This is a genomic window from Roseibium sp., assembly GCF_048260565.1.
Lineage (GTDB): Bacteria > Pseudomonadota > Alphaproteobacteria > Rhizobiales > Stappiaceae > Roseibium.
In genome coordinates this window covers 180,544-204,900 of sequence record NZ_JBLXGP010000001.1, presented here as the reverse complement: position 1 = coordinate 204,900, position 24,357 = coordinate 180,544, and the positions used below count along the sequence as shown (strand labels likewise).

20 protein-coding genes are annotated in these 24,357 nt (G+C 60.3%); 10 read left to right on the top strand and 10 right to left on the bottom strand.

The genetic code is table 11. The annotated features are described in order from the left end of the window. Together ACN0SO_RS00935 and cysS are read right to left on the bottom strand one after the other, a co-directional pair. The gene (locus ACN0SO_RS00935) at window positions 1-498 is read right to left on the bottom strand and encodes a GFA family protein (RefSeq protein ID WP_417673574.1); all 498 of its coding nucleotides are present in this window, start codon (window positions 496-498) and stop codon (window positions 1-3) included. Beyond that, the gene (gene cysS, locus ACN0SO_RS00930; protein WP_417673572.1) at window positions 495-1,916 is read right to left on the bottom strand and encodes a cysteine--tRNA ligase; all 1,422 of its coding nucleotides are present in this window, start codon (window positions 1,914-1,916) and stop codon (window positions 495-497) included. Before cysS ends, ACN0SO_RS00935 begins: the two co-directional genes overlap by 4 nt. Window positions 1,917-2,256: 340 nt before the next feature. Here cysS and ACN0SO_RS00925 point away from each other — a divergent pair, with 340 nt between their 5' ends. Both ACN0SO_RS00925 and ACN0SO_RS00920 read left to right on the top strand, forming a co-directional pair. Continuing rightward, window positions 2,257-3,915, top strand: a complete 1,659-nt coding sequence (locus tag ACN0SO_RS00925) for a L,D-transpeptidase family protein (protein ID WP_417673570.1) — start codon at window positions 2,257-2,259, stop codon at window positions 3,913-3,915. Between the two features lie 354 nt (window positions 3,916-4,269). After that, entirely contained in the window at window positions 4,270-4,650 is a 381-nt protein-coding gene (locus ACN0SO_RS00920; protein ID WP_417673568.1) for an ArsR/SmtB family transcription factor, read from the top strand. Between the two features lie 129 nt (window positions 4,651-4,779). Here ACN0SO_RS00920 and ACN0SO_RS00915 read toward each other — a convergent pair whose 3' ends face one another. Next, a complete protein-coding gene (locus ACN0SO_RS00915) occupies window positions 4,780-5,289 on the bottom strand; it encodes a CreA family protein (protein ID WP_417673566.1) in 510 nt (169 codons plus the stop codon). Window positions 5,290-5,394: 105 nt separating this feature from the next. Beyond that, complete coding sequence (locus ACN0SO_RS00910) at window positions 5,395-6,537, bottom strand: MBL fold metallo-hydrolase (protein WP_417673564.1); 1,143 nt, start codon at window positions 6,535-6,537, stop codon at window positions 5,395-5,397. Between the two features lie 483 nt (window positions 6,538-7,020). Here ACN0SO_RS00910 and ACN0SO_RS00905 point away from each other — a divergent pair, with 483 nt between their 5' ends. Beyond that, a complete protein-coding gene (locus tag ACN0SO_RS00905; protein ID WP_417673562.1) occupies window positions 7,021-7,521 on the top strand; it encodes a MarR family winged helix-turn-helix transcriptional regulator in 501 nt (166 codons plus the stop codon). Between the two features lie 138 nt (window positions 7,522-7,659). After that, window positions 7,660-9,042 (top strand): DUF2865 domain-containing protein, encoded by a 1,383-nt coding sequence (locus ACN0SO_RS00900; RefSeq protein ID WP_417673560.1) that lies wholly within the window; start codon window positions 7,660-7,662, stop codon window positions 9,040-9,042. On the opposite strand, the gene gltX is transcribed toward ACN0SO_RS00900, so the two are convergent. The 5 genes from gltX to ACN0SO_RS00875 all read right to left on the bottom strand — a co-directional run bounded on the left by gltX (window position 9,005) and on the right by ACN0SO_RS00875 (window position 15,554). After that, window positions 9,005-10,366 (bottom strand): glutamate--tRNA ligase, encoded by a 1,362-nt coding sequence (gene gltX / locus ACN0SO_RS00895; protein WP_417673558.1) that lies wholly within the window; start codon window positions 10,364-10,366, stop codon window positions 9,005-9,007. The two genes, ACN0SO_RS00900 and gltX, sit on opposite strands and share 38 nt — an antisense overlap. Window positions 10,367-10,415: 49 nt before the next feature. Further along, complete coding sequence (locus ACN0SO_RS00890) at window positions 10,416-11,642, bottom strand: MFS transporter (protein WP_417673556.1); 1,227 nt, start codon at window positions 11,640-11,642, stop codon at window positions 10,416-10,418. A 95-nt stretch (window positions 11,643-11,737) separates the two neighbouring features. Then, the gene (locus tag ACN0SO_RS00885; RefSeq protein WP_417673554.1) at window positions 11,738-13,426 is read right to left on the bottom strand and encodes an NAD+ synthase; all 1,689 of its coding nucleotides are present in this window, start codon (window positions 13,424-13,426) and stop codon (window positions 11,738-11,740) included. Between the two features lie 48 nt (window positions 13,427-13,474). Next, entirely contained in the window at window positions 13,475-14,017 is a 543-nt protein-coding gene (locus tag ACN0SO_RS00880) for a response regulator (RefSeq protein WP_417673552.1), read from the bottom strand. Window positions 14,018-14,171: 154 nt separating this feature from the next. Further along, window positions 14,172-15,554, bottom strand: coding sequence for a class II 3-deoxy-7-phosphoheptulonate synthase (locus ACN0SO_RS00875; protein WP_417673550.1), 1,383 nt, complete (start codon window positions 15,552-15,554; stop codon window positions 14,172-14,174). Between the two features lie 196 nt (window positions 15,555-15,750). Here ACN0SO_RS00875 and ACN0SO_RS00870 point away from each other — a divergent pair, with 196 nt between their 5' ends. Both ACN0SO_RS00870 and ACN0SO_RS00865 read left to right on the top strand, forming a co-directional pair. Then, entirely contained in the window at window positions 15,751-16,473 is a 723-nt protein-coding gene (locus ACN0SO_RS00870; RefSeq protein WP_417673548.1) for a VIT1/CCC1 transporter family protein, read from the top strand. A gap of 38 nt (window positions 16,474-16,511) precedes the next feature. Next, window positions 16,512-17,678, top strand: coding sequence for a carboxylate-amine ligase (locus ACN0SO_RS00865; protein ID WP_417673546.1), 1,167 nt, complete (start codon window positions 16,512-16,514; stop codon window positions 17,676-17,678). A 3-nt stretch (window positions 17,679-17,681) separates the two neighbouring features. Here the strand turns inward: ACN0SO_RS00865 and ACN0SO_RS00860 are convergent, their stop codons facing one another. Continuing rightward, on the bottom strand, window positions 17,682-18,275 hold the full coding sequence (locus ACN0SO_RS00860; protein ID WP_417673544.1) for a gamma-glutamylcyclotransferase family protein: 594 nt from the start codon (window positions 18,273-18,275) through the stop codon (window positions 17,682-17,684). 68 nt (window positions 18,276-18,343) lie between these two features. Between ACN0SO_RS00860 and ACN0SO_RS00855 the strand changes: the two genes are divergently transcribed. The 4 genes from ACN0SO_RS00855 (at window position 18,344) to ACN0SO_RS00840 (ending at window position 24,341) form a co-directional block, all read left to right on the top strand. Next, complete coding sequence (locus tag ACN0SO_RS00855; protein WP_417673542.1) at window positions 18,344-19,531, top strand: aminotransferase class V-fold PLP-dependent enzyme; 1,188 nt, start codon at window positions 18,344-18,346, stop codon at window positions 19,529-19,531. 164 nt (window positions 19,532-19,695) lie between these two features. After that, entirely contained in the window at window positions 19,696-21,216 is a 1,521-nt protein-coding gene (locus tag ACN0SO_RS00850; RefSeq protein WP_417673540.1) for a diguanylate cyclase domain-containing protein, read from the top strand. 61 nt (window positions 21,217-21,277) lie between these two features. After that, on the top strand, window positions 21,278-22,558 hold the full coding sequence (locus tag ACN0SO_RS00845) for a flavin monoamine oxidase family protein (protein WP_417675009.1): 1,281 nt from the start codon (window positions 21,278-21,280) through the stop codon (window positions 22,556-22,558). 268 nt (window positions 22,559-22,826) lie between these two features. Continuing rightward, window positions 22,827-24,341: a diguanylate cyclase domain-containing protein gene (locus ACN0SO_RS00840; protein ID WP_417675007.1), complete on the top strand. Its 1,515-nt coding sequence runs from the start codon at window positions 22,827-22,829 to the stop codon at window positions 24,339-24,341. Window positions 24,342-24,357 lie beyond the last annotated feature (16 nt).

Genomic DNA, 24,357 nt, shown 5'->3' with positions numbered 1-24,357 from the left:
CTAATTCCTGTCGCCAGCGTCTTGGGCCGGCCAGTTTTCCGTGTCGTGGTCCGGGTGTTGATAGGTCACCATGGTGGCGAGAAATGGCAGCGCGATCTCGTCTTGTTCGGTTCGGGTCGCCGGCAAGCCGGGCAGTTTATCCGCATAAGGCAGCTTGCCTTCCACGCCGTACTGAACCGTCGGCGCGATCTCTTCGGGATGATCGAAGGCGCCGATGGCCAAGCCCAGGTCATCGGGAGCCTCGTATGTCAGGGGCGTGCCGCAGTCCCGGCAAAAGCCCCGACGGACGTGGTTCGAACTCTGGAAGCGGGCGGGCTCGCCCCGGGTCCAGGTCAGTTCCGCCCCCTTTTTTAGGCCGACCAGCGGCGCATAAAAGGACCCGAAGGCCTTCTGGCACATGCGGCAATGACAGATCGAGGCCTTTCCGAGCGGCCCATCGACCCGAAACCGCACCGCCCCGCACTGGCAGCCGCCGGAGTGGGAATGAGACTGTGTCACCGCTTAACCTCCCAGGTGGTGATGCGCTGGCCGGTTTCGGAGTCTTTTGAATCCTTTAGCAGAATTCCTTCAGAGGCCAGTTCATCGCGGATCCGGTCTGCATCCGCCCAGTTTTTCGCTTCGATAAAGGCAAGGCGTTCGGCGACACGGGCATCGATGGCCGCGTTGTCGAGGTTGCCGGTTTCCGCCTTGACCGGCGCGAGACCCAACAGGGCCGCAGACGCTGAATACTCCGCCAGCCTTGCGGGATCCTTTTGCGCCTCCGACGCGAGCGCATGCAATGCCTGAATGGCCGCGACGGTGTTCAGGTCGTCGTCGAGCGCGTCGAGGACTTCGCGTGCGGGCATTTCCGCCCCTTCAACGAGATCCGGCCACTTGGACAGCAGCCGTTCCGCCTCTTCCAGCTTGCGGACGGAAAAGTCGATCGGTTCCCGGTAGTGGGTCATCAGCATGGCGAGACGCAGGACCTCGCCCGGCCACTTGCGGCCGCCGAAGGCTTCCGTGTGCAGAAGGTCATGGATGGTGACGAAATTGCCCTCCGACTTGGACATCTTCCTGCCTTCCACCTGCACGAAGCCGTTGTGGAGCCAGTAGTTGGCCATACGGTCGTTGCCGTGGGCGCAGCAGGACTGGGCGATCTCGTTTTCGTGGTGGGGAAAGATCAGGTCGAGCCCGCCGCCGTGGATGTCGAACACCTCGCCCAGATGCGCCTCGCTCATGACCGAGCATTCGATGTGCCAGCCGGGCCGTCCCCGGCCCCAGGGGCTGTCCCAGCCCGGCTCCTCGGCGGATGACTGCTTCCAGAGAACGAAATCACCCGGGTGCTTCTTGTGGCTTTCGACCGCGATGCGCGCGCCGGCCTTCTGTTCGTCGAGATTGCGCTTGGACAAGGCTCCATACGTCGGCATGGAGGCCGTATCGAACAGCACCTCCCCATCCGCCGCGTAGGCATGGCCGCGAGCGATCAGGGTCTCGATCATATTAATCATGCCGGGAATATGTTCCGTCGCCCGCGGTTCCACGGTCGGATCGAGGCAACCCAGTGCCCGCACATCGTCATGATACTGATCGGCGGTTTTTTCCGTCACCTTGCGGATGGCGTCGTTAAGGCTCATGCGGCCGGCCTCGATCTCGGAGCCGAAATCGCGAAGGGCCCGCGCGTTGATCTTGTCGTCGACGTCGGTGATGTTGCGGACGTAGGTGACGTGATCCGCGCCATAGAGGTGGCGCAGCAGACGGAACAGGACGTCGAAGACGATCACCGGTCGCGCATTACCGATATGAGCAAAATCATAGACAGTCGGGCCGCAGACATACATGCGCACGTTCGCCGGATCGATCGGGACGAAGTCCTCTTTCGATCGGATCATCGTGTTGGTGAGCTTCAGTCCCTTGGAAGCGGACGTTGCTTCGCTCATGGCAATCGGTCTCCTGGCCGGCTGGCCGGGCGGTCCGTCTTAAGGAGCAATTTGCCAAGAGGGAACGGCCACAGCCAGCGGTGTCGCTAGCTGCAAATAATGGTGATCGAAATGATGTTCCGTGCGGCCGTCATCATGGCCGCTGTTATGGCCCGCTTTCCGTCCGCCGGTCAAGGCGCAATTCAACCTGCGGATTTGCCACCCTTAATCGTCATTCATCCGGAACCCGCCAAAGGTCCGAGGCGGCATGGGAACGCCGACGGCTTTCTTTAACTGGACTGTCCCGGGAACTAGGCTACGCTTGGTAAGGTCGTGGCGAATCAAGACGAGACTTTTCCCTATGCGCATGATGTTCTTTAAGTCGATCCTCTGTGCCGGGCTTGTTCTGGCCGCACCGCACTTTTTCAGGCTTGAGCTTGTCGGTTCCGCCCTGGCCCAGTCGGCCGCGCCGGAAGCGGCGATCACGGCACCGGCCCCCTATCCGGAACCGAATACACCGCTTGCCGAAGGTATCCGTGACGCCATCATCGAACTGGATGACACCGAGGTTACCGAGTTCTACGCCAAGCGCGGATTTGCCACGATCTGGCTCAACAAGAACGGCTTCAACGAACGGGCGCATCTGACGATTGCCGCCTTCGCGGACGCCAATGCCCATGCGCTCAATCCGGAGAATTACGGGCCGCTGAAATTCATCAACAGGAGCGAGAACGCGCAATCGCTTCAGGACTGGGCTTCCATCGAGCGGGATCTCACCCACCAGTTCCTGCGTTACGCCACGCACATGTCCTCCGGCCGCGTTCAGCCGAATGACGTCAACAAGGCGCTGAATATCTTCCCGCACCGGCCGGAACCGTCCGTCCTCCTGGAAAATGTAGTGGGCGCAAGCGACTACGCGGCGTTTCTGGAAACGCTCGCCCCCGACACGCCGCAATATGCCCGTCTTCAGCTGCGCCTCGCGGAATACCGTCAAAAGGCCGCCGAAGGTGGCTTCACGGTCGTTCCCGAAGGAGAGGTCCTGAAACCAGGCATGACCGACGGCCGGCTTGGGGTGCTGCGCCAACGTCTGATCGAGGAAGACTATTTGAATCCGACCATCCAGACCGGCGACACTTACGAGGGGGCGCTCGTCGACGCAGTCAAGGAATTCCAGTCCTATCATGGCCTCGAAGTCGACGGTGTCATTGGCGCCGATACGCTGACGGAAATGAATGTGCCGATCGAACAACGGCTGATCCAGATGGAACTCAATATGGAGCGCCGCCGCTGGATGCCGAACGACCTCGGCGAGACCTATGTCTTCGTCAATCTCGCGGATCAGGTTCTGAAGGTGGTCAAGAAGGACAAGACCTGGCTGGCGACAAAGGTCGTCGTCGGCAAGCCCTATCACGCCACACCGGTCTTTACCGACGAAATGACCTACGTCGAAATCAACCCCTACTGGAACGTGCCCTATTCGATCGCAACCAAGGAATACCTGCCGAAGTTGCGCAAGAATCCGGGCGTGCTGTCCTCCCAGAACATTCGTCTCTTCGAAGGCGGGACCGAGATATCGCCGTCGCAGATTGCCTGGAGCTCCTATTCCCCCGCGAACTTCCCCTTCAAACTGCGGCAGGATCCGGGCAACAAGAACGCTCTGGGCCGAATCAAGTTCATGTTTCCGAACAAGTTCAATATCTATATCCACGACACGCCGGCCAAGTCGCTGTTCAACAAGGCCCAGCGTTCCTTCAGCCACGGCTGCATCCGCGTATCCGACCCGTTTACGCTCGGCGACACGTTGCTCGCCGATCAGGGCTACGACAAGGCTCGCCTGGAAGCCATTCGGGACAAAGGCGAACGCATGATCGTCAATCTGCAAAAACCGATACCGGTGCATATCACCTATCTGACGGCCTGGATGAACAAGGACGGGTCGACCCACTTCCGGAAGGACATCTACAATCGCGATGCGGTTTTGCTGAAAGCCTTGGCGCGCGCCATGACGGAAAACCTTTAACGGCGACAAATCAAAGACTTGCATCTCGTTAAGCTATTTGAACGCTGGCTGAACGAGCCACTCAGCACCGGTTCAAGGGCGCTCTCCTATGGTCTGGCCGTATTCGAAGGGTCGGAACCAGTTCAGGAGTATCGAGATGTTCGCCCGTATGTTCGCGTTTGCCTTTTTGGCCGTTTTGCTGATTGGACCTTTGGCCGCACTTGCAAGTTTTGTCGGCTACCCGCACACTTCCAATGCTGCGACGCAGCAGAAAAGCATGTGCCTGGCGACAGGGATCGGTTGCGGCTCAGGCCACGTCCTGCTTCCGGCAATCGGGCGCATGTAATCATTCGTAACCGTGAAACCTGAGTTTGCTTGCAGGTTTTCCCATTTTTTGGCATTGTCCGAGCCATGGATTACAAAGCTCTTGAAAATAAAGCGGAAGATGCCGCAGGCTTTCTGAAGATGCTCGCATCCGGCCCTCGGCTGCTGCTGATGTGCCAGATGTGGGACAAGGAATGCAGCGTCGGCGATCTTGCCGAGAAGACGGGTATGCGCATGCCGACCGTCTCGCAGCAGCTATCGCTTCTGCGTGCGCAGGGTCTTGTCGAAACCCGCCGGGATGGCACAACCATCTATTACAAACTGGTGAGCAAGGCAGCCCAGGAAATCATGGGCATCCTCTATGCGCATTTCTGTCAACCTGATCTTCCGGGAAAGGTTTCCCAGGTACTCGAGACAGAGCACGCCGACTAGACGGCCCTGGATAGCGCAGACACACAAAAGGCAGCCCTGGCGGGGCTGCCTTTTTCATTCCAGCGCTGATGTCCGGGCCCAGCGATAAGATCCGGGCCCGACAGTTCAGAAAATCGCCGCAGAGCAGCATCACTCTTTCATATAATCGCCGCAGCGCGGCGCAGGGGCATCACCCCATGGCATGATCGGCACGGTCGATGTGGAGTTCTTTGGGCTGCCTTCGATCAGCTTGTCCGAATAGACCAGATAGACCAGGACGTTCCGCTTGGCGTCGCAGCCGCGGACGATGCGCATCTTCTTGAAAAGAAACGACCGCCGCTGACGGAACATCTCCTCCCCCTGTTCGAATTTCTCCTTGAACGCGACCGGCCCAACCTGCCGGCAGGCCAGAGAAACGTCGGAAACTTCCTCAGCGACGCCAATCCATCCGGAAATGCCGCCCTTCTCGGGAACCGTGAAATGGCAGGCGACGCCTTCGACAATCGGATCATCGATGGCGTAGGTGGCCAGCTTGTGATCCGGCGTCAGGAATTTCCAGACCGTGGACTTCTTGAAAATGAGATCGGGTTCATCGGCTGCAAAGACCGAGCTCACGCTCAGTATCAATGCGAGAGCCGCTGCCACTAGAGCGCGTTGCATGGAACAGTCCTTCGGAGACAGTGTCAGATCAACCCGATGTGGGAACCCCACGGCGTCATGTCCAGTCCGGCGGCCCGCAACGGATCCGACGGACCGGACATCAGTTCACGCGCCGGCCGGTTCGAGGTTTCGCTCGGACGTCTTTTCTCCGTTCGCTTCGGCCGTCGGTTTTTCGGCCGCCTCGGCATCGCGGGCGACATCATCCTGCGAGAGATCGAGAACGTCGGCGTCTGCAAAAGCGTCCTCAGGGGCGCTGCTCTTATTTGCCGCCTCGGCTTCTGCTTGCCCCGTCACACCACGCAGGGCATCAGCCAGATCCTGATCCCTTTCCGGGGTCCAGATCTGGGGAATATCGAGCCCCTGCGCTTCATCATAGGCGCGGGCGACGTTGAACGGCAGGTTGCGCTCGTAGTCCGCATACTCGGCATAGGCCGGATCCATGGCGGCCTTCACCGCCGCATAGGCCCCTTTCAGCCCCTTGCCTTCCTGAACACAGGAAAACACGGTGTCGCGGAGGAGATCCAGAAATCCGGCGGTTGCAGAAACAGCCTGATCGATTCGCTCCGCTCCGACCAACGCCCTGCCGCGGCCCGGCATCAGCGCATTTGGCCGGAAAGCCACGATACGGCCGAGCGCCCTGGGCCAGTCGGTCAGATGGGCGTCGCCGCAATAGGAGGCAACCTGATTGGCGACGAGATCACCGGCGAACAGCACACCCGCATCGGGAACCCAGACGACCACGTCGCCCATGGTATGGCCGCGACCCAGGTGCATCAGCCGCACGTCCTTGCGCCCCAGATTGATCGACATGGAGGACGCGAAGTTCATCGTCGGCCGGATTTGCGCCGGCAACCGCTTCGCTCCGCCGAAAAGCTCCGGCGTGCGGGACAGGGCCGCCGAACGATCAGCCTGGCCGCGCTCCTCGATCATCCGCCTGGTCAGGTCGGAGACAATGATTTCACCAGGCTCGAAAGCTGCTGCGCCAAGGCTGCTGTCCGCATGGTAGTGGGTCAGGACCACATGCTTGACGGGTTTGTCGGTAATCTTGGTGATTTCCGCCAGCACGGCTTCCGCGCCGTTCGCCGTTGGCTGGGCATCCACGACAAGAACCGAGTTCTCCCCGACAATTACACCGGTGTTCGAGCCTCCGTCTACGCAGAAGGCATAACAGTCCCTTCCGATTTCCCGGAATGAGACTTTCTTATCCTGCTTGCCGGCGTCGTTTTTGGCAGTAACGTTCTTGTTCATGGCCGTCTCTCGTTTTTTTCTGCGCGGTCGGCGAGTGCCGTCGAGCGAACCAATCCCTGTGCAAAGGCTCCCAATACCTCTGGCCTGGAACACGGTCTCAGGATAACGGACCGATTCGCAAATACTTGCCGTCTAATCTTTTCCAAAGCGCAGCCTTTTCAACAGATAGATCACATCTTGCAGACATCCACTAGATATAGAAGGGTTTCTACTACCTGTACCAACCCGTTTCCTTACCTCGGCTGCCAAATCATTTATGCGGCGCCTATGCCCCGCATGAACTTTGCTAACCGGGAACAATGGCAGTATCTGGACAAGCGAATTCGGATTACCAATCATGGTTGACTGCGGTCTAACCGGCAAATCGGGCGGTCCAGAGCGCCCTCTTGTCTGCCGATCCCTGCAAATGCGTGATCAGGCCGGCTAGAATCGGTCGTGACTGATATACGGAATGAGCCTTGTGTGAGGTTGGATAGGCGGGAAATGGCTGACGTGAAAAGATCTGATCCGGCGGCTCAGGAAGGCGAGAAGGATGAAGTCCTGGCGCTGGAAGAATTCCTGCCCTATCGCCTGGTGGTTCTGGCCGAGGAAGTCAGCCGTTCCTTTTCCCAGATCTATGCCACGGAATTCGGCATCGGCGTACCCGAGTGGCGGGTTGTCGCCATTATCGGGCAATGCCATCAGGTCACGGCCAAGGTCGTCGGCGAACGCAGCACCATGCACAAGACAAAGGTCAGCCGAGCTGTCGCCAATCTGGAAAAATGCGGCCTCGTGACCCGTGCTCCCAATCCGGACGACATGCGCGAAAATTTCCTGACACTTACACCGAAGGGTCAGAAAATGTACGCGGACCTGGTTCCCAAAGCCCTTGCCTTCTCCAAGATGCTGATGCAGGCCCTGGATCCGGAGCAACGCAGGGCTCTGGAAGAGATTATTGCACAGTTGACCCGGGCCTCGAGCGCCTTCCGCACCCCCGAGAAATAGTTTTTCCGCCCCGGGCAAACATCCCCTATCCGCATTAACTTCAATTCAGAGCTTTGGTTGCTATCCTTGCCGTTCCTGCCAATAGTGACGATAGGGAAGGCGTAGCGATTTTGCGCCTGTAGGGTCTGGGTAATAGGTATGACGGTAACTCGACCGGCAGCGTTCGGCGTTTGGGTCAGGGTGTTCGCCCTGAGCGTTGCCTTGACGGCCGGATTCCCGCCCTCTTCCGCTTCGGCGGCAAGCTGCGATCGTCTGAAGGTCGAGTTGAACCGTCTGGAAAGGCAGGGTGGCGCCTCTCCGAACGTCGCCAAATGGCAGGGACAGGCGCGCCTCCAGCAAAAAGCAATCACGGCGGCGGAGCGCGACGCGCGCTACTTTCAATGTGCCACATTGACCACCGTCCCGAAATGCCGCCAGCTCAACGCGAAAATTGCGAAAATGCAGGCCAATCTCAGAGCCATCGAGAAGCAGGCCGCCCGCGCCGAGCGCAAATCACCAAACAGCGCGAGCCGGATCCGGCAGATCCGGGCCTCGCTGGAACGACAAAACTGCCTCGCACCGGCACAGGCTTCTTATTCCGGCCAAGAAGCAGAAATCACTGCAAGAAGCGGCGGCAATACATCGGGTGCCACTTTCTTCCAGCGCCTTTTCGGACGATCCCGGCATGTCGCGGTCAGTGATAGCGACGGCGATATGGAAGTGCTGACATCGCGCAGACGTCTGGTCTCTTCGAACAGTGAGGACGGCGTACATTTTCCGGCCGGCGGCACCTATCGGACCATGTGTGTGCGCACCTGTGACGGCTATTACTTCCCCGTCAGTTTCGCGACCGGACGCGACCAGTTCGTCAATGATGCAGCCCGCTGCGGCGAGATCTGTCCGGCCACGGAAACCGAACTGTTCGTGTACCGGAACCCGGGCGAGACCCAGGAAAACATGACCTCCCTGACCGGCATTGCCTATGGTGACCTGGAGAATGCCAACCGGTTCAAGAGCGAATACGTGACCGGCTGCAGTTGCCGGAATCCGGCCCGCCAGGACACGGCCGGCAGGCTGGCGCCGGTTACCCAGAGCGACGGCGACCTGTTCACCGTCAACGGGGCGAAGGTTTCTGTCCTGGTCCGGGGTCAGGCGAAGGGAATCCGCTCAACGCTGGCCGTCGATGGCAGCGAACCGGGCTCAACCGCATTCAATCTGTCCCGCGAGCCGGTCCGGCCCGACCATCTGCCAGCCTATCTGGATCCGGATACCAGGCTCAATCTCGAAGAGGGCTTCAACCTTCTGGCCGCGCTCAGGACGACACCGTCCGGCGATGAGGCCCCTGCTTCCGAAGCTGCGCAAGAGGAAACGCCCGGCAGCCTGCCGGTGCTTGCGTCAGAAAAACCCGCGTCCAAATCGGACATTCCGCCGGTCGCGCCGGTCTTTTCAGAAAACGCCAATGGCCCGGCGCAAGCAGCCGAGGATGTTTCTCCCAAAACCCCTGTCAGGGTAGTCGGTCCAGAATATTTTGTCGCCCAATAAGCGGCAGCATTTCCTTCATGTCCGGACCATGATCGAGACCGGTCAGAACCCGGCGCAGCGGCATGAAAAGCCCCCGGCCCTTGCGCCCGGTTTCCGCTTTCAACGCTTGCGTCCAGGCGCTCCAGGTCTCGGCGGTCACATCGCCATCGGGCAGAAGATCGCGGGCCTTTGCGACATAGTCCCGGTCTTCGTCCTCGATCCGGCTTTCCACCGGCCCTTCGACGATCTGCCAGTAGAGCTTCGCATCCTCGACCTTCTCGCAATTACCGCGAACGGCCATCCAGAAGGCTTCGCCGCCGGCAATGCCGAGTGCCGTCAGACGCTCCGAGGCGGCCGCATAGGGCATGTCGTGAACCAGCCGGGCATTCAGCACCAGAAGCTCCGCCGGATCGAACTTGGCAGCAGACCGGGACACGCTCGCCAGGTCGAACTTGTCCACCAGGGTGTCCATGTCGGGAACGGCTTCGACTGCATGGCTTGTGCCGGTGAGCACCGCCAGGGACGTCACCGCCATGGGCTCGATGCCGTCTTCGCGCAAGGAGCCGATGGAAAGCGCGCCTTTGCGCTTGGAGAGCCCCTCACCATCCACCGTCGTCAGCAGGTTGTGGTGGGCAAAGACCGGCGCCTCGGCTCCGAGCGCTCGGAAAATGGCGATCTGGACGGCGGTGTTGGCGACGTGATCCTCGCCACGGATGATATGCGTGACGCCCATATCGATGTCATCGACGATGGAACACAGCGTGTATAGATAAGTGCCGTCCTCGCGGATCAGAACCGGATCCGACATGGAAGCAAGATCGATAGACTGGTCGCCGCGGCACAGATCGTTCCAGGAAATGTCCGTCCGGCGGGTCTGGAAAGGATCGCCGTCATGGTTCGGCAGGAGGAAACGCCAATGCGGTTTGCGGCCTTCCGCTTCCAGTTTCGCCTTTTCCTCGTCCGTCAGCTTCAGACCGGCGCGGTCGTAGACCGGCGGCCGGCCGAGCGCACGGGCCCGCGAGCGGCGGCGTTCCAGTTCGTCCGGCGTTTCGTAACAGGCATAAAGCAGCCCGGCCGCTCTCAGCTTGTCGGCGGCCGCGTCGTAGCTGGCAAACCGGTCCGACTGGCGTTCGATCCGGTCGGGGTCGATGCCCAGCCAGCGCAGGTCCCGCTCGATGGACTCGGCATATTCGGTCTTGGAGCGCTCCAGATCGGTATCGTCGAAGCGCAGGATGAACTTCCCGCCGTTCTTTTTGGCGAAAAGCCAGTTGAAGAGGGCCGGACGGCTGTTGCCGATATGGATATGGCCCGTCGGGGACGGGGCGAAGCGTGTGATGACTGTCATGGGTTTCAGGTAGCGGGAGGAATGCGAAGACGCAAGCGGGATCTTGGCTTTATCCGGCGCCCTGCAGTTCCATCCGTCGGTGCACGCGCCGGGCTATGAACGTCAGGCTGCCGGACATGACCAGGCAGTAAGCCGCCATGCCGACCATCTGGTAGTCGAAGGACACCTTGAGGTCGATCAGCCAGCCGACCAATCCGGGCCCCAGGGCCGACGACAGCACCATCAGGGCGAAAACCACGGATCGAACCGCTCCGAGATAACGGGTTCCGTAGACTTCCGGCCAGAGCGCGCCGATCAGTGTCGCCACGAAACCGTTGCTGATGCCGAGCAGTGCCATGAACAGGAAGGCGGCGTACGTGTCATGGATCAATCCCAGGACCAGGCACGCAGCGGTCAGCGGCAGCAGCATGAACGGCAGCAGCGCACGGGCGGAATAGCGGTCGATCAGGGCGCCGAGGATCAGCGACGATACCACGGCGAACATCGACATGACGGCAAAGGCGCTCGCGAACAGTTCGAGCGTCCAGCCGCGCAGCTCGACCAGATAGACCTGATGAAACAGGACCGCGGTGGCGATGAACGGCGGCGCAAGCACACCGGCGGACATGACCCAGAACACCGGATCGCGCAGCACTTCCGCCCGGGTCCAATGGCGGATCGGTCTGGGTGTCTCCCCTTCCGCCATGTTTTGCGGCGTCCGTTCCTTGCGCAGCAAAGCCAGGATCACCGGCAAGGCGACAAGAACCAGAGCGGCGGCGGCCATCAGCCAGGTCACGCGCCAGCCGAAGGCGGAACTCAGCGCCACGAAACTGATCGGCAGGGTCGCCTCGGCGGCCGGAAAACCAAGGCCGGCGATGGAGACCGCCCTGCCCCGCTGCGCATCGAACCAGCGGCCGACGGCGGTCATGGACGTGTTGGACATCATCCCCTGGCCGAACAGGCGCAGACCATAAATGGCGAAGAACAGCATGATGACGGAAGACACGCCCGCCATGGCGACGCAAAAGGCTGCCAGAAGCACCATGACCACGGCGGCCACACGCGGGATCGAATACCGGTCGAGGCTGCGTCCGACCCAGGGCAGGCTCATCGCGCTGGCAAGCGTTGCAGCCATGTAGAGCGTCCCGAACTCGCCGTTGGACAGTTCGAATTCCTTGCGCACGTAGCCCGCGGACAGGCCGATGAAGAAGGTCTGTCCGAACCCGGAAAAGGCCGTCATCAGAAACCCGGCCAGCAGCCAGCGAAAATTGGCGCGCACGAATGCGAAAAATGCCACGGCGGAACCCCGCATACCGCCTCGCCCGCCATGGCCCTCAGCAGGCGCAACGCGAGCGAAGCGTTTGACGTTTTCAGGAGGTTCCGCTGCCTGTGTCAGCTGCGGTCGCGGAACCGGTTGGTAATCGGATAGCGGCGGTCGCGGCCAAAATTGCGGGCCGTGATCTTCACGCCGGGAGGCGCCTGCCGCCGCTTGTACTCGGCAATGTAGAGCAGATGCTCGATCCTGTGAATGAGCTCGCGGTCATGGCCCCGCTTCTCGATATCGCGAACCGCCATCTCCTGCTCGACAAGGCAGGAAAGAATATCATCGAGCTGATCGTAGGGCGGCAGGGAATCCTGGTCCGTCTGGTTTTCCCTGAGCTCCGCGGACGGCACCTTGGTGATGATGTTGTTCGGTACAACCTCGCCTTCAGGCCCCATCAGGCAATCGGAACGGTTCTTGTTGCGCCAGTCCGCCAGATCGTAGACCTGTGTCTTGTAGAGATCCTTGATCGGATTGTAGCCGCCGTTCATGTCGCCATAGAGCGTGGCGTAACCGACGGACATTTCCGACTTGTTGCCGGTGGTGACGACCATGTAGCCGAACTTGTTGGAGATCGCCATCAGGATCACGCCACGGGACCGCGCCTGCAGGTTCTCCTCCGTCGTGTCCGCGGCACGGCCGGAAAAGACCGGCGCCAGAACCTTCGTGAAGGCTTCGACCGGCTCGGCGATCGGAATGGTGTCGAAGCGGATGCCGAGTGCGGCGGCACAGTCGGCAGCGTCCTTGATGCTCTCCTCGGACGTATAGCGGTAGGGCATCATGATGGCATGGACCTTGTCGGCTCCAAGCGCGTCGACGGCCATGGCCGCGACCACAGCGGAATCAATTCCGCCGGAAAGCCCGAGTGTGACGCCGGGAAAGCCGTTCTTCAACACATAGTCGCGCAGACCGACGACACAGGCGTTCCAGTTGGCCTCGTCCAGGTCGGGCAGGACGGTCACCGGACCGCATTCGCAAACCCAGGTTTCGTCATTCAGCACCCAGTCGGTATAGGCGAGACCGGTCTCGAACTGAGGCATCTGGAAGGCCAGCGTCCGATCCGCCTGAAGCCCGAAGGAGCCGCCGTCGAAGACCAGTTCATCCTGGCCGCCGAACTGGTTGCAGAAGACAAGCGGCAAGCCGCTTTCCACGACCCGGGCGACCGCGACCTGCAGCCGTTCCTCGGCCTTGTTTTCCCAATAGGGCGAGCCGTTCGGAACCAGGAGAATTTCGGCACCGGTTTCGGCAAGGCACTCGCAGACCTCGTCGTTCCAGATGTCCTCGCAGATCGGCACGCCGATGCGGACGCCCCGGAAGTCGACAGGCCCCGGCAGCGGCCCCGCGGCAAACACTCGCTTTTCGTCGAAAACCCCGTAGTTGGGCAGATCGGTCTTGTAGCGGACCGCCTGGATCTTCCCGCCATCGATCAGTATGGCCGCGTTATAGAGCTTGCCATCGAAAAGCCAGGGAGCGCCGATGATCATTCCCGGTCCGCCGTCAGCGGTTTCTTTGGCCAGCTCCTCGACCGCTTCCATGCACTGGTCCACGAAGGCCGGCTTCAGCACCAGGTCTTCCGGCGGGTAGCCGGAAACGGCCAGCTCCGGGCACAGCACCAGATGGGCGCCGTTTTGTTCTGCTTCGGCCCTGCTCCGACGGATCAGCTCCGAGTTGCCTGCGATATCGCCGACGATCGGATTGAGCTGGGCAATGCCGAGGCGAAGTTGACCATTAATGGCTGAAGGTTTCGGAGCGCTTGTCATTCTTCGTGATTAGCCTGACCGCGAAAGAGTTGCAATCGCTGCGAAAGCCTAAATCAGCGCCATATCGATCGCTATCGTTGTCTCACTTGCCGGAGCAGCAGCGACCGAAGGCTGGTCGTCGATCCTGTTGCGGTTTCGCCTGTCCGTGCTCGCTGAATTGAACAAGATGCCCTTGGTCCGCCCATGGAGGGCCTGCTTGTGCAGGGTGTCGGCGATATGCCGGTAAAGTACGGCCGGTGAGACAGGCTTGGCGATGAAACCATGAATACCGAGATTGACCGCTTCAAGAACCGTCGATTTATGGGAATGGGCGCTGACGACAACCACAGGAAGGGTGCTCAGGCGCCTGTCCTTCTCGGCCCGAAGGGTGCGGATGAACTCCGACCCGCTCAACGGCTTCATGACCCAATCGCAAAGAATGAAATCCGGGCTGCGATCCAGAACGATCTCAAGTCCGTCCGCCCCGTCAGATGCCTCAAAAATATGGCGTGCGCCAAACCCGCCCAGAACGGATCTCAAAATGCTGCGCATATGCATATTGTCGTCAATTACAAGAAACGAGACCGTGGACAGGTCCCAATGCATCGTCATTTTATGAAAATCCCCTACCTCAAATCCCGCCCGATGTATGGGCGTCTTACCTTAAGTAATCCTTGCTAAATTTATCGATAATCAGCCTTGCCGCGCCATAAATGAAAAGAGCGGCAAAATGCCGCTCTTTTATCCGTAATTCTGACAATGCGCGTCAGGCATTCACAGCCAGCGGTTCCGACCGGCGGCCGTCTTTTTCCTTCTTGAGATTTTCAGCGATCAGGAAGGCCAGTTCCAGTGCCTGATCCGCATTCAGTCGCGGATCGCAATGGGTGTGGTAGCGATCGCCGAGCTGATCCGCGGTCAGCGCGTGGGCGCCCCCGGTGCACTCGGTCACGTTGCGGCCGGTCATTTCCACATGAACGCCGCCGGCATGGGTGCCTTCTGCCCGATGAACGGCGAAAAAGGCTTCCACTTCTTTCAGAATCCGGTCGAACGGGCGGGTCTTGTAGCCGCCGGCGGTAACCGTGTTGCCATGCATCGGATCGCAGGACCAGACCACGACCTTGCCTTCGCGTTCCACGGCACGAACGAGCTGCGGCAGGTGATCGAAGACCTTGTCGGCGCCGAAGCGCGCGATCAGGGTCAACCGGCCCGGCTCGTTATCCGGGTTCAGGATATCGATCAGTTCCAGCAGGCCGTCCGGGCTCAGCGACGGGCCGCATTTCAGACCGATCGGATTCTTGATACCGCGGAAGAACTCCACATGTGCGTGGTCGGGCTGGCGGGTCCGGTCGCCGATCCACAGCATATGGCCGGAGGTGGCGTACCAGTCGCCGGAGGTGCTGTCCACGCGAGTGAATGCCTGCTCATACCCCAGAAGCAGGGCTTCGTGGCTGGTGAAGAAATCGGTCGAGCGCAATTGCGGTACGCTGCCGGAATTCACACCGCAGGCGCGCATGAATGCAAGCGACTCGGTGATGCGGTCGGCCAGTTCCTTGTAGCGGTGGCCCTGGGGACTGTCGGAAATGAAGCCGAGCATCCACTGGTGCACCTGGTCGAGATTGGCGAAACCGCCCTGAGCAAACGCGCGCAGAAGATTCAGCGTCGCCGCAGACTGACGGTAGGCCATGCTCATCCGGTTCGGATCGGGGATCCGGCTTTCCGGCGTGAACGCGATGTCGTTGATGATGTCGCCCCGGTAGCTCGGCAGTTCGACATCGCCCTTTTTCTCGAAATTGGACGAACGCGGTTTCGCGAACTGACCGGCGATACGGCCGACTTTCACCACCGGCTGACTGGCCGCATAGGTGAGCACGACGGCCATCTGCAGGAAGACACGGAAAAAGTCACGGATGTGGTCCGGGTGATGCTCGGCGAAGCTTTCCGCACAATCGCCACCTTGAAGCAGAAAACCCTTTCCGGCCGCGACATCGGCAAGCTGGCGCTTCAGATCCCGCGCCTCACCTGCAAAAACCAGCGGCGGATAGGTCGACAGACGGCCTTCAACCTCTGCCACGGCCTCTTTATCGGGATAATCCGGCACCTGAACGATCGGCTTCGATCTCCAGCTGTCCGGTGTCCACTTCTCCGCCATTGTTTCAACTCCTGCACTCGGTGCCGGGCGCACCAAAATCTCTTGAATTGTTTTGCCCGGATCAGTCCGATTGTTCTCTCGCGCTGCACCTCATGAGCAAACGTGCGCGGGTTATACACGGGTCTTTTCTCCAAGACCACAGGTAGTAGAGTGAATCTGCCAGTTCACGCCAGCAGGTCAGACAAGGATACCGCAGATGAGCCTCGAACACAGCCATGCGCCGGATGACATTGCCGACAGGCTGCAGGACGGGCCGGTCATCAGCTATCTGCGGGACTGGGTCTATGGCGGGATCGACGGCGCGGTGACCACTTTTGCCGTCGTCGCCGGAGCCGTGGGTGCGAACCTGTCGACGCCGATCATCCTGATCCTGGGCCTCGCCAACCTTTTGGCCGACGGTTTCTCAATGGCAGCGGCCAACTACTCGGGAACCAAGACGGAAGAAGACGACTACCGGCGCCTCAAGCTGGTGGAGGAAAAACATATTCAACTGGACCCGGAGGGCGAACGCGAGGAAATCCGCCAGATTTACAGCGCAAAAGGCTACCATGGCGAAGAGCTGGAAACCCTGGTCGGCATCATCACGTCTCGGCGCCGAACCTGGATCGAGACCATGATGCAGGAGGAGTACGGCCTGTCCGCCGCCCAGCGCTCGCCGTTCAAGGCAGCCCTGACGACCTTCGTCGCCTTCGTGGTTTGCGGCAGCCTGCCGTTGGTCCCGTTCGTTTTCGGACTTCCTGCGTCCGCCGAGATAACGACATTTCTGACGGCAAGCGCGTTTTTCGGGATCGGCTCGATCAAGTCGCGCTGGTCGACCCAGCGCTGGTTCTGGTCCGGACTGGAAACCACAGTGATCGGAATGGCCGCGGCAGCCATTGCCTGGATTGTCGGCTATCTGTTGCAGGGATTGATGGGCTAGAGGCATCCGGACCGGCCCAAGTCCGGGAACAACCTGACTTGACCGGACTTGCCGGCAAAGCCGAAGCTTCCCTGATGATCGAGCCTCAATTCACACTCGGCATTGAAGAGGAATATCTTCTTGTCGACCGCACAACCCGTGATCTGGCGAGCGCCCCGCCTCCGGAGCTTTTTGCCGATTGCGAGGCCGCCCTTAAAGGCCGGGTCAGTCCGGAATTCCTCAGATGCCAAATCGAGGTCGGCACACCGGTCTGTACGTCGCTGGACGACGCCCGGCAGGAGTTGCGGTTCCTGCGGCGGACCATTGCGGAAAAGGCACAAGGCTACGGTCTGGCGCCGATTGCCGCCTCCACACATCCGTTTGCGGAATGGATGCGCCAACCGCACACGGACAAGGAACGCTACAACGACATCGCCAAGGCGATGCAGGTCGTCGCCGACCGGCTGCTGATTTGCGGCATGCATGTTCATGTCGGCATAGAGGACGAGGAACTCAGGATCGACCTCTTCAACCAGCTCGCCTATTTCCTGCCTCATCTTCTGGCGCTGAGCACGTCGTCACCGTTCTGGCGCGGACGCGACACCGGACTGAAATCCTATCGGATGGCCGTTTTCAACGAATTGCCGCGGACCGGGCTGCCGGAGGCTTTCGAGAGCTATTCCGACTATCAGCGCACCATTAACGTCCTGATCAAGGCCGGCGTAATCGAGGACGGAACCAGGATCTGGTGGGATCTGCGCCCGTCCGCCCGGTTTCCCACGCTGGAAATGCGGATCACCGACCTGTGCACCCGGCTGGAGGACGCGATCGCGATCGCGGCGCTGTTCCGCTGCCTGTGCCGCATGCTCTACCGCCTCCGGCGTTCCAACATGCGCTGGCGAACCTATTCCCGCTTTCTCATTGCGGAAAACCGGTGGCTGGCGGAACGCCATGGCATTGGCGCAAACCTGATCGACTACGGCCGCGGTACGCTGATGCCCTATGGCGAGTTGATCGAGGAAATGATCGACCTCGTTCAGGAGGACATCGCCTTCTTCGGCTGCGAAGCGGAAATCGCCCGGATACGCAAGATCGTCGCGGAAGGCACCTCCGCCGACCGGCAGATCAGCCTTTACGAGACAATGATCGCCGGGGGTTCATCCACGGATGAAGCGCTGAAAGGCGTTGTCGACCAGTTGATCGCGGAAACGGTGGAGGACTGCTGAAACTCAGGCCGGCGTCAGATAGCGGACTTTCAGGCCCGCAAGATGATCGTCGATCATTTCCGTCATGACCGCATCAAGGCGGATCGCACGCGGGTAAACCGGCTCGCCGCGGTCTGCCAGGATCGGCACGTGCCAGCCCCGGGTCGTCTCCAGGAAGTGGACGATCCCCTCCTCGCCCCAGAGCGCATGAAAGCCGGCAAGAACGCAGTCGAGATAGCTTTGCAGGATGGGGTGATCCGCATCGCCCCAATCGTTGTGTTCCGGTTTCGAGCGGAACAGGAACATGTCGTCGGGGCCCGGCAAATTCTCCAGATCGCAGCGGAACGCGCCTCCGACCCCGTCGATGCGGTCGTATTTCCATTCCCGCAGTTCCAGCTTTGCCAGGCCATGTTTCGGCTCGGTTGCGAGCACGCCCCGGATTTTCGCGTCCTCTTCCGGAGCGACGCTCAGGGAACAGACGCCCCGGCCGGTCTGGTTGGAGCCGCGGATCCGCCATTCCCGCACCCAGCCATCCAGCCGGCCGGGCGTTACCTGCGCGGTCTCGGGCAGAGTGGCAGAATTGACGAGGGAGCCGTAGCCGAAATAACTAATGGTCATATTCTCGATGTAGGGACGAACCGCCGTCTCGTAAAGACACCGCCGTGATCAGGAGCATGGAATTCCACATGAGCAACCGCCTCAACGATCAGGACATCCTGCTTTTGCGCCGCGATACGCCCGGCTGCGAAAACGTCATACATTTCAACAATGCCGGAACGGGTCTTGCGCTCAAACCCGTGCTTGATGCGGTCAAGGATCATCTCGATCTGGAGGCGGGGATCGGCGGTTACGAGGCCGCGGCTAAGCAAGCCGAAGCAGCCGATGCGTTTTACGCCAACATGGCGGCCCTCTTGAATGCAGACAGCTCCGAAATCGCCTTTATCGAGAACGCCACACGCGCCTGGGACATGGCCTTTTACGGCATCGATTTCCGGCCGGGAGACCGGGTGATCACCGGCCGGTCGGAATATGTCTCGAATTTCGTCGCGCTCCTGCAAATGAAAAAACGGGCCGGGATCGAGATCGACCTGATCGAAGACGACGCCCACGGCCAGATCGACCTCAAGGCGCTGGAAGCCGCGATCACGCCGAAAACGCGCCTGATCGCCCTGACCCACATCTCCACATTCGGCGGACTGATCAATCCGGCCGCGGAGGTTGGCCGGATCGCGAACAAGCACAACCTTCTTTACCTGCTCGATGCCTGCCAGTCTGCCGGCCAGGTGCCGCTGGACGTTCGCGAAATCGGCTGCCACCTGCTGTCTGGCACGGGACGGAAATATCTGCGCGGGCCCCGTGGGACCGGGTTCCTTTATGTCAGCGACAGTATCCTCGACCAGATCGAGCCGCCGTTCGTGGATCTCGAGGCAACGACCTGGACCGGGCCTGACCGTTATGTCCTTAAACCGAACGCCCGACGTTTTGAAAACTGGGAACGGTATGTTGCCGGACAGATCGGCCTGGGCGTAGCCGCAGGCTATGCGCTTCGTTTCGGGATGGAAGGCCTTTCCGGGCGCATTATCGAACTCGGTGCATTGCTGCGCAGCGAACTGTCCAGATGTGACGGCATCAGCCTCCACGACAAGGGACTGCGCAAGGGCGGCATCGTCACCTTCCTCAGGGACGGAGAAGATCCGGCGCAGACCAAGGCGCGGCTTGCCGGACAGCAGATCAACGTCTCCGTATCGGCCGCCACATCGGCCCAGATCGACATGCCCGCACGAGGGCTCGATGCGCTGGTGCGGGCATCGGTTCACGCCTTCAATACGGAAACTGAGATCGAGGCTTTCGTGAGCGCGGTCCATTCCGGATGAAACGCGCCGATCCGTAAAGATCTTGTTTGCCATAGTTGACCATTAGATTTTAACGCTCATCGGCTATTCTGACAATGAATTCAGCGGCACTGATCTGCTGCCGGGGCCTTTTCCAGCCCGGCACGGATAGGGAACGCTGGTTATTCAGGGTGGGCAGGCAGAAAGTGAATTCGGAAACCTTCTCGATAGATGCGGGCGATCAGAAGCCGGCAGGCAGAATTGCGGTCCGCGTTTACGGACTTGCGGCCATGCTGATCCTGCTAGCCAGCATTTCTCTGCTGGTGGTCGGCTACGTCGCCTCCAGGTCTGCAGACCAGCAAGCGCTGGAAAACGAAACCCTGATCTTCGATAATGCGCTTTCCGACCGGCAGCTGCTGATCGCCCGCGACCAGCTCAGCGTCGCCCGCTGGGACCGGTCGGTTAAAAACATCGTGCATGATTTCGACAAGGATTTCGTTCGCGACGAGTTCATCGATTCCCTCTGGCATGACTTCAATCTGCATCGGTCCTACCTGATCGGCCCCGACGACCGGATCCTGGCCCGGTCCGTGGAACATCAGGTGGACTTTACGCCGGTGACACTGAAGCCCGGAGATCCACTCAAGACCCTCGCCGACCGCACCCGCGCGACGTTCGAACGCAACAGGATCGATCTGGGTAGCGGCTACGGCCAGAAAAAGATTTCGACGGCTCAGGTGGCCGATGTCACCGAATTCGCCTTTTCCCGGATCGACGGACAGGCGGTGCTGTTGAGCGCCATGGCGGTTGTCCCGGATGACGGCACCGTTGCTTTGGCCGAGGAACCTCCGGTCATCCTGATTTCGGCGCGGCACATCGACGATGCCTTCGTCAAGGCACTCAACGCGCCGCTGTCCCTGAAGGACATCTCCTTCCTGGATGACGCGGCGCCTCAGGGAAAATCCGCGCGCCGGGCCCTCATAGGTCTGCAAGGCGAAAAAGTCGGCCATTTCGTCTGGACACGCAACATGCCCGGCCGGGAGATCTGGGCGCTCGTCGTACCCGTAACCCTGGCTCTCGCAGCCCTGCTTTCCCTGGCGGCACTGGTCGTTTCCAGGAAGATCGGGAAATTGTCGGCGTCGCTGGAACAGAGCGAGCTCCGCAACCGCTATTTCGCCCAGCACGACCCACTGACCGGCCTTGCCAACCGGTTGCAGTTTTCCGATCTCCTGTCTCATTCCATCGACCGATTGCCGGAACAACCCTTTGCGCTTGCTGCCTGCGATCTGGACCGTTTCAAGGCCGTGAACGACAGTTTCGGCCATTCCGCGGGCGATGCCGTGCTCCGCACGGTCGCCGACCGGTTGCGGGCGGTGGTCGGAAATGACGGGACCGTCGGACGGATCGGCGGCGATGAGTTCGTCATCCTGATCGACTCCTACGCGGACCGGCAAGGCCTCAAGTCCCTTGCGGACAATATTCTGGCAAACGTCTGTCGGCCGATCATCCTCGATGAGCACATTGAAACGAGCGTGGGCATCAGCCTCGGCTTTGCGGTCGCACCCCATTGCGGTCTGCTTGAAACGGAAATCTTCTCGGCCGCCGATGACGCGCTTTACCGGGCGAAGGAAGATGGCCGGAACCGGGCCGTCTTCAACATGGAGGCAGTCGTTTCTCCAACCGCTCGGCAAGAGCGCAAATCATCGGCCTCTTTCGATGCCGCATGACCTCACGCGCAGGCGCCTACTGAAGGCCTGCGGACTGGGAACGCTTGCCTCCTCCCTGCCAATGCCCCTTCTGGCAAAAGTGCCCCCGAAAACCGCTCTGGTCATAGGAGCCGGAATATCCGGGCTTGCGGCGGCAAGAACCCTGAAGGACGCAAGCTGGGATGTCCTGGTTCTGGAAGCGCGCAACCGCATTGGCGGACGGATCGATACCGTTCGATCCCTTGGCGAGGTTTTGGAACGGGGGGCCAACTGGATCCACGGGACGGACGACAATCCGCTGATGCATCTGGCCCGCGAGGCCGGCGCAGTTCCCGTCGAAACAGACTATGAGGATGTTCTCGCTTTCGGACCGGACGGCGCCCTGCTCTCCAACGACGTACTGGAAAAGGCCGAAACCAGATATGACACGCTTCTGAAACGGATCGATGCGCGTGTGGACAAGAGCGAAGATCGTCCGCTCCTATCCGCTCTCCGTTCCGAAATGCCGCAATTCCTCGCCGACCCATTACTTTGCGCCCTGGGCGCGGACACGGAATCCGATACCGGCGGGCGGCTTGAAGACCTGTCCGCCTATTATTTCGATGAGGACGACGTGTTTGACGGCCCCGATGTGATCCTTGGCGGGGGCTACGACCGTATTTGCGATCTGCTGGCGCGTGATGTCGCGATCAAGCTCAATGAGACCGTCCTCCGCATTCAACACGGCTCCAACCATGCGACCGTGGAGACAAACGCTGGAACATACCAGGCGGATCACGTCATTTGCACCGTACCGCTCGGGGTTTTGAAAACCGGCGCAATCCGGATCGATCCGCCCCTTCCCGTCCGCCAGGCGAGGGCGATCGACCGGATCGGGTTCGGACACATGGCGAAACTCGCACTCACCTTCGATGCGGTGGCGTGGCCGGAAGATCCGCATTTCTTTTTCCATGCAAGCGCGACCCGCGGCAGGTGGCCCAGCATTTTCAACCTGCGGGCCGTGACCGGCCAGAACACGCTCATGCTGATTTGCGCCGGCGAGGCCGCGCTCAAGGCGGACGAGCTGTCGGATGCCGCGATCGTGACCGACGCCATGACGACGCTGCGCAGACTTTTCGGTCCCCGGCTTGCCGAACCGACCGGCTTCATGCGTTCGACGTGGTCAAAAGACCCCTTCGCCCGCGGCGTTTATTCCTTTGTCGCCGTCGGCAGCACACCTTCGGATTTCGATGTCCTTGCACAGTCGTCTGGCCCGGCGCTCCGGCTTGCCGGGGAGCATACGACGTCACGATATCGGGGAACGGTGCATGGCGCCTACCTGAGCGGCCTGCAGGCGGCAAACGGCCTGCTGGACCAGCCGTAATGGAAACAACCGCCAATACAACAGCTATGGGCGCGTTAACAGGCATCCGACAAGCTTTGAAAGAGCCGGGTGCAAGCGCTAGCAAGCAAACCCAAGATTGAAAAACATCCGTAATATTATCAAGTTAACGGATTTTCATCGTTCAATTCCACTCCATATTAACTCATCGATGGTAACGTTGGGGCAGATGACTTCAGATATCCGGACCACTCATGAATTTCATAACGTCGATCTTTGCTTGTGAACGAGGTTCCAACGCGTGACGAAGATGGACCGGCGATACAACGACCGGGAGGGCTCGCCCCCCCGGCAGCATATTTCCAAGCTGGCATTCCTGCTGGCGGGGATCCTGATCGCCGTGACTTCCGCATCCTTGCTGTTCGTGGGATATGTGGCGTCACAGGCATCTGACAGGCAGGCGATCGCCAACGAGAAGCGCCTGTTTCAGCACACGCTGGAAAACCAGAAAAATCAGATGATCCGCGAGCAATTGAAGGTCTCGCACTCCGATCAGTCGGTGCGCCACATCATTCAGACATTCGACTATGATTTCGTTCGCGATCAAATCCGGGGGCTATGGAAAGACTACAGTTACAACAAGGTTCTCATCATCGCCTCCGGGAACCAGGTCCTCGCCGAGTCTTTCGAGGACTATACCCACATCATCAACCGGCCCTTGCACGAAACGCCCGGATACCTGCCCCTCGTGGACAAGGCACGCGCGCTGTTCATGTCCAACCGGGTCCGGATTCCGGGCGGCTACAGCCATCGGTCCCTACAAGGGCTGAAACCGCTACAATACGCAGCCATCGGCTTTATCGTGATCGATGACAAGCCGGCGCTCGCGACCGCAATGCCGATCGTGCCGGACCAGGACACAGTAACGCTACCGGCCGGACAGCCGGTCATCCTGGTTGCGGCCAAATTCATCAATGACGACATGCTGGCCGGCCTGAATACCCAACTTTCCTTCACCGATCTCACCTTCCTGCGGGATGTGATTGCGGCACCGGACAGCCCGGCTCACTTTGTCCGTGACGCCAATGGCAACCCCTTGGGGAGTTTCTCCTGGGAAAGCCGGGCACTGGGCAGCTCGATCTGGCCGACCGTTATCCCTATCGTACTGACCCTCAGCCTTCTTCTCGCGGTGCTCGCCTTCGGGATCGCCTGGCGTATCGGGAGGCTGACAAAGTCCCTGCAGGCAAGCGAACGTCAAAACCGCCACCTTGCGCTGCACGATACGCTGTCCGGCCTGGCCAACCGGTTGCAGTTCAATCGCGTTTTGAAGAGCGCCACCGCAAACTTGCCCGCGTCCCCTTTCGCCATCATCCACTGCGATCTGGACAAATTCAAATCCGTCAATGACACCCATGGCCACGCGGCCGGCGATACCGTGATCAAGGCCGTTGCCCAGCGCATGACGGAGATTGTGGGCAAAGGCGGACTGGTCGCACGCCTTGGCGGAGATGAATTCGTCATCCTGTACCGCGCATTCACGGACCACGGGCGCCTGACGCTGCTTTCAGGCCAGCTTATGGGTGCCGTCGAAGTGCCGATTCCATTGGAAAACGGAGAGACTGCGGAAATCGGGCTGAGCATCGGTATCGTCACGGCGCCGGAATGCGGATCAACCCCTGAAGGGCTCATGGCCGCGGCCGACGATGCGCTCTATTATTCCAAGGAAAACGGCAGAGGCCAGGCAGCCTTTGCCGGCAACATCAAGCGCCTGTTCGCCATGTCGCTCAGCGGGTCGGATGACGATCACTCAAGTGACGCCGCATAATTCACCTGAAAAGGCG